General features: G+C 64.3%; 5 protein-coding genes and 1 pseudogene. 4 read left to right on the forward strand and 2 right to left on the reverse strand.

Annotated elements, in window-relative coordinates:
• The 3 genes and pseudogenes from SSA01S_RS18545 to SSA01S_RS18555 form a co-directional block, all read left to right on the forward strand.
• Positions 1-192 (forward strand): annotated as a pseudogene (locus SSA01S_RS18545) (zinc-dependent alcohol dehydrogenase); the annotation flags it as partial.
• Between the two features lie 50 nt (positions 193-242).
• On the forward strand, positions 243-1757 hold the full coding sequence (gene scpC, locus SSA01S_RS18550; RefSeq protein ID WP_058731852.1) for a succinyl-CoA:acetate CoA-transferase ScpC: 1515 nt from the start codon (positions 243-245) through the stop codon (positions 1755-1757).
• Positions 1758-1817: 60 nt separating this feature from the next.
• Positions 1818-2330 (forward strand): GNAT family N-acetyltransferase, encoded by a 513-nt coding sequence (locus tag SSA01S_RS18555; protein WP_061781580.1) that lies wholly within the window; start codon positions 1818-1820, stop codon positions 2328-2330.
• 179 nt (positions 2331-2509) lie between these two features.
• Here SSA01S_RS18555 and SSA01S_RS20120 read toward each other — a convergent pair whose 3' ends face one another.
• A complete protein-coding gene (locus SSA01S_RS20120; RefSeq protein ID WP_061781581.1) occupies positions 2510-2905 on the reverse strand; it encodes a hypothetical protein in 396 nt (131 codons plus the stop codon).
• A 6-nt stretch (positions 2906-2911) separates the two neighbouring features.
• Here SSA01S_RS20120 and SSA01S_RS18565 point away from each other — a divergent pair, with 6 nt between their 5' ends.
• Positions 2912-3763 (forward strand): DUF3363 domain-containing protein, encoded by an 852-nt coding sequence (locus SSA01S_RS18565; RefSeq protein WP_244885712.1) that lies wholly within the window; start codon positions 2912-2914, stop codon positions 3761-3763.
• Here SSA01S_RS18565 and SSA01S_RS20250 read toward each other — a convergent pair.
• A complete protein-coding gene (locus SSA01S_RS20250; protein ID WP_156477956.1) occupies positions 3756-3938 on the reverse strand; it encodes a type IV toxin-antitoxin system AbiEi family antitoxin domain-containing protein in 183 nt (60 codons plus the stop codon). The two genes, SSA01S_RS18565 and SSA01S_RS20250, sit on opposite strands and share 8 nt — an antisense overlap.
• Positions 3939-4712: the final 774 nt, after the last annotated feature.

Genomic DNA, 4712 nt, shown 5'->3' on the forward strand with positions numbered 1-4712 from the left:
CTGAACGGCATCACCGTGCGCGGATCGATCGTCGGCACCCGGCTCGACCTTCAGGAGTCGCTCGACTTCGCCGCCGACGGCAAGGTCAAGGCAACCGTCGCCACCGCGCCGCTCGCCGAGGTCAACCAGGTGTTCGACCAGATGCGCCGTGGCCAGATCGAGGGCCGCATCGTCCTCGACCTGGCGGCCTGAAATCGCGGCGGGCGGTGGCTCCGGCCCCGCCCGCCAGCGTTGGAGAAACAATGACCGACCGTATCGCCTGTGCCGCCCTTCGTTCGCGTATCACCGATGCCGACACCGCCTCCGCCCTGATCCGCCCCGGCGAAACGGTGGCGACCAGCGGTTTCACCGGCTCCGGCTATCCCAAGATGGTGCCCCAGGCGCTGGCCAGGCACATCGCCGAGTCCCATGGCGCGGGGCATCCGTTCCGCGTCAATCTGTGGACCGGCGCCTCGACCGGCCCCGAGTTGGACGGCGCGCTGGCGGCGGTCGACGGCATCGCCCAGCGCCTGCCCTATAGCGGCGACCCGGTCGCGCGCGAGAAGATCAACCGGGGCGAGATCGACTATCTCGACATGCATCTCAGCCAGGTCGCACCGATGGCCTGGGAAGGCGTACTCGGCCCGCTCGACACCGCGATCATCGAGGTATCGGGCATCCGTGCCGACGGATCGCTCATCCCCTCGTCGTCGGTCGGCAACAACAAGACCTGGGCAGACCGTGCAAAGCGCGTCATTCTGGAGGTCAATCGCTGGCAGGACGCAGCGCTGGAGGGGATGCACGACATCTATTACGGCACCCGCCTGCCGCCCGAGCGCGTGCCGATCCCGCTGGTGCGGCCGGACGACCGGATCGGCACGCCCTATCTGGCCTGCGATCCCGGCAAGATCGTCGCCATCGTCGAAACCGAGGCCCCCGACCGCAACCTGCCTTTCGCCGCGCCCGACGACACCGCCCGCGCCATTGCCGGGCACGTCATCGAATTCCTGGCCCATGAGGTGTCGCGCGGACGCTTGCCCCCCGCCCTGCTGCCGATTCAGTCGGGCGTCGGCAATATCGCCAATGCGGTGCTGTCCGGCCTGGTCGACGCGCCGTTCGACCCGATGACCGCCTATACCGAGGTGATCCAGGACGGCATGCTCGACCTGCTCGATGCCGGGCGCCTGCGCATGGCGTCGGCCACCGCCTTTTCGCTCAGCCCGCAGGCGGCGGCGCGGCTCAACGCGAACATGACCGCATACCGGGACCGCATGATCCTGCGTCCGCAGGAGATCAGCAACCATCCCGAACTCGTCCGTCGCCTGGGGTGCATCGCGATGAACGGCCTGATCGAGGCGGATATCTATGGCAACGTCAATTCGACGCTGGTGATGGGATCGCGCATTCAGAACGGCATCGGCGGATCGGGCGATTTCGCACGCAACGCCTATGTGTCGATCTTCATGACCCCCTCCACCGCCAAGGGCGGCAAGATTTCCGCCATCGTGCCGCAGGCCTCGCATGTCGACCACATCATGCAGGACGTGCAGGTGATCGTCACCGAACAGGGGCTGGCCGACCTGCGCGGCCTGTCGCCGCGCCAGCGTGCCAAGGCCGTGATCGAGCGCTGCGCGCATCCCGATTACCGACCGATGCTCGCCGACTATGCGATGCGCGCCGAGGGCGGGTCCTATGGCCTTCATGCCCCCTCGCTTCCCGCCGAAGCGCTGTCCTGGCATCGTCGTTACATGGAAACGGGAACGATGTTGCCGTCTTGACGATGGTCAATGTCGCCAAGGGGCAGACGCACCATGGTCGCAGCCATCTAGGAGAACATCATGACGATCGCCGACACCCAGCTGCTTGTCACCCGCCTAGGCGTGCGGCTGCACGTTCGCCGCGCGCGCGGCGAGGACGAAACGGCGCTGGCCACCTTCTTCGCCCATGTCTCGCCCGAAGACCTGCGTTTCCGCTTCCTGACCGGCGTGCGCGAGGTCAGCCATGAGCGGCTGAGGAGCATGATCGATACGAATGACAGACACACCGAAAGCCTGATCGCCTTTGCCGAGGACGGATCGATCCTGGCGGCGGGGATGCTGGCGGGCGACGACCACTCGACCACCGCCGAAGCCGCCATCGCCATCCGACATGATATGAAGCGACAGGGTATCGGCTGGACGCTGCTCGACCATCTGGTCGAACATGCACGCCGCAAGGGATATCACACGATCGAGGCGATAGAGGATCGCGAAAACCGCTCCGCCATCATGATCGAAAAAGAGATGGGCTTCGAACCTCATGCGGTCAAAGGCGACCCCATGCTGGTCCTGCTGAGACGACACATCGCGTGACGCGGGTGCGGGACGGGATTGATGGCGAAGCCCTATCCTATCGAACACCCGACAAGCCGATCGCCCCGGCACCAGCGGATACCAGTACATGGGCCTGACGGACTGGATCAGACGGTGCTACGGACGATCCCAGCAGCATAAGAGGTACGGTCCCACCCGGCCTTTGCATGACATGGCGGTTAGTCGCGCAACAACGAACGGACGATTTCGGCAACCATGGGCTGGCGGCGTCGATGATAGCGGCGCCAGCCTTTGCGCAATAGGCTGATGTTCTGGAGATCGGCCGCCGCTGAAAGCCGGGCAAGCTCGTCGATCGTATCCGCCATCAAAACGGCCTCGACCAGACGGACCGCATGGAGGCGTGCGTTGATGTCACGAATGGCCCGTTGATGCTCCTCGTTGCGCGACGCTTCCGCCAACCGCATGGTGAGGGCCGCCGTCGCTGTCGCGGTGTCGACGGCAGGCCCCGGTTCGGTGAGGCCACCCGAAAGCCTGCCCGTCGCCGATCGCAGAATGATCGCGATGACGTCCTCGTTCCAGCGATAGAGATCGGCGAGCGCGGGCGCGTCGATCATAGGGACGTGGAAGCCGCCGCCGGGACGGGCATCGACGCAACGCCATCGGTGCCCGAGGGCGCCACGGTGCGGATCGAGCCGACCAAGGCCGCGGCGAGCCAGGCGGATCATACGGTCGATGCCATCGCGCGTGCCAATGGCGGGCGCTACTCGATCGACCTGCACCTGCGCTACGATCCCGGTGCGAGCGAAGCGTTTGCGACCAGCCATGTGCGGCGGCTCGAAGCGATGCGCCGCGCGGGCGCCGGACCGGATCGTTTGGCGGATGGTAGCTGGTTGATACCCGAGGATCATCTTGTCCGCGCCGAAGGGTTTGCGCAGCGGCAACAGCGAGACCGCCCGGTTGCCCTGTCGATATTGTCGTCACGGCAAGTCGGTGACCTCTCCACGGTCGAAGCACCGACGTGGATCGATTGGGAGCTGGCGACCGGCGTCGGCACTCCAGTGCGTGATGTGGGCTTCGGCCGTGAGGTGCGGACAGCGACGGCCGCGCGGAGGCAGTGGCTGGTCGAACAGCAATTGGCGACGGGCGAAGGCCGAGAATTTCGGCTGCGCAATGGCGCGCTGGATGAGCTTGGCCGGCGCGAGATGCGCGATGCCGGCGGCCGGCTCGCCCAGCAGTTCGACAAGCCGTTTGAACCGGCGCATAATGGGGACCGCATCGAAGGCGTGATCGCTCGTCGCGTTGACCTGGAAAGCGGAAGCTACGCCGTCGTCGAACGGTCGCGGGATTTCACGCTCGTACCCTGGCGCGATGTGCTGGAGCGCAACATCGGCAAGGCCACCTTGGGGATCATGCGGTCGGACGGCATCAGTTGGCAGTTCGGGCGAGGACGATCAGGTCCGACGATCAGCTGACTTTGGATCTGCGCCATGCGGGATTCGCGCACATGAAGGCCCGACTAGTTCCCAGCCCGCGCGCAATCCGGACGAGTTCGCCATCGGCTACTGCTCGTGAGATGGTCGGAGGATGGACGCCCGCGTTGCGCGGTTCGAACGCGCGAACGATCTGTTGCTTGAGCAGGTCTACCAAAAGCTAGCGTTGGGTCGATGCCGTAATCTGTTACATATCCTGGGTGAAAGATGCAGAGACCCTCAGGATATGTATCATTGGGGGGCTGCCGACGCCGAAGCGAAATCCGGACGGCAGCTGCATTATTTGTGGTGATCATCTAGCCCGTGTGAAGCGTATCGTCAGTCCCACGTACCTTGAAGATATTGCGACGCGCCGGTGACGTCGGCGACTATCGCGATTATCCGGTGCGCTTTACCGTGTTTGATGGTGCGCCGGAATTGACCAAGGCGTTGCCCATCGTTTTTAGCGTCTGATCTCGACAGTCGTTGTCGCTCGCCATGATCACGGCCCGTGGTCGGAACATGCCAAATGGACGACCGTGTGCGCTGCCTTCAATTTTTGGGCCGCGAACAGGGAAGTCGGAACTCTGGGAGGAAAGCGGACGCTCGCGTGCCTTGGAACGTTAACATAGCGGGCTTACCGATCACGCCTCGCCCGGATGATGTGAAAGCCCAACAGCCCGATCGCGACGATAATTCCGAGCATTGCCGAAAATACATATGCCAGATCGGCTTGGCGCGAGTTCGAAGCGAACATCCAGCCCCAGAACGCCACAGCGACGACTAGCCAAAAGAGAACGCTGCGCTTCATTGCATGGGCAGCCTACCGACGAGCACCGCCTCTGCCAATCGTCACAACCACGTCCGCAACTGGGCGAGAGCTGCCTCTCTACCCTTCGCCACGATGACCCACATCCGGTCATTCGCGCCATCTTCATCGCTTACCAACTTC

Source organism: Sphingomonas sanguinis NBRC 13937 (assembly GCF_001591005.1).
Classification (GTDB): domain Bacteria; phylum Pseudomonadota; class Alphaproteobacteria; order Sphingomonadales; family Sphingomonadaceae; genus Sphingomonas; species Sphingomonas sanguinis.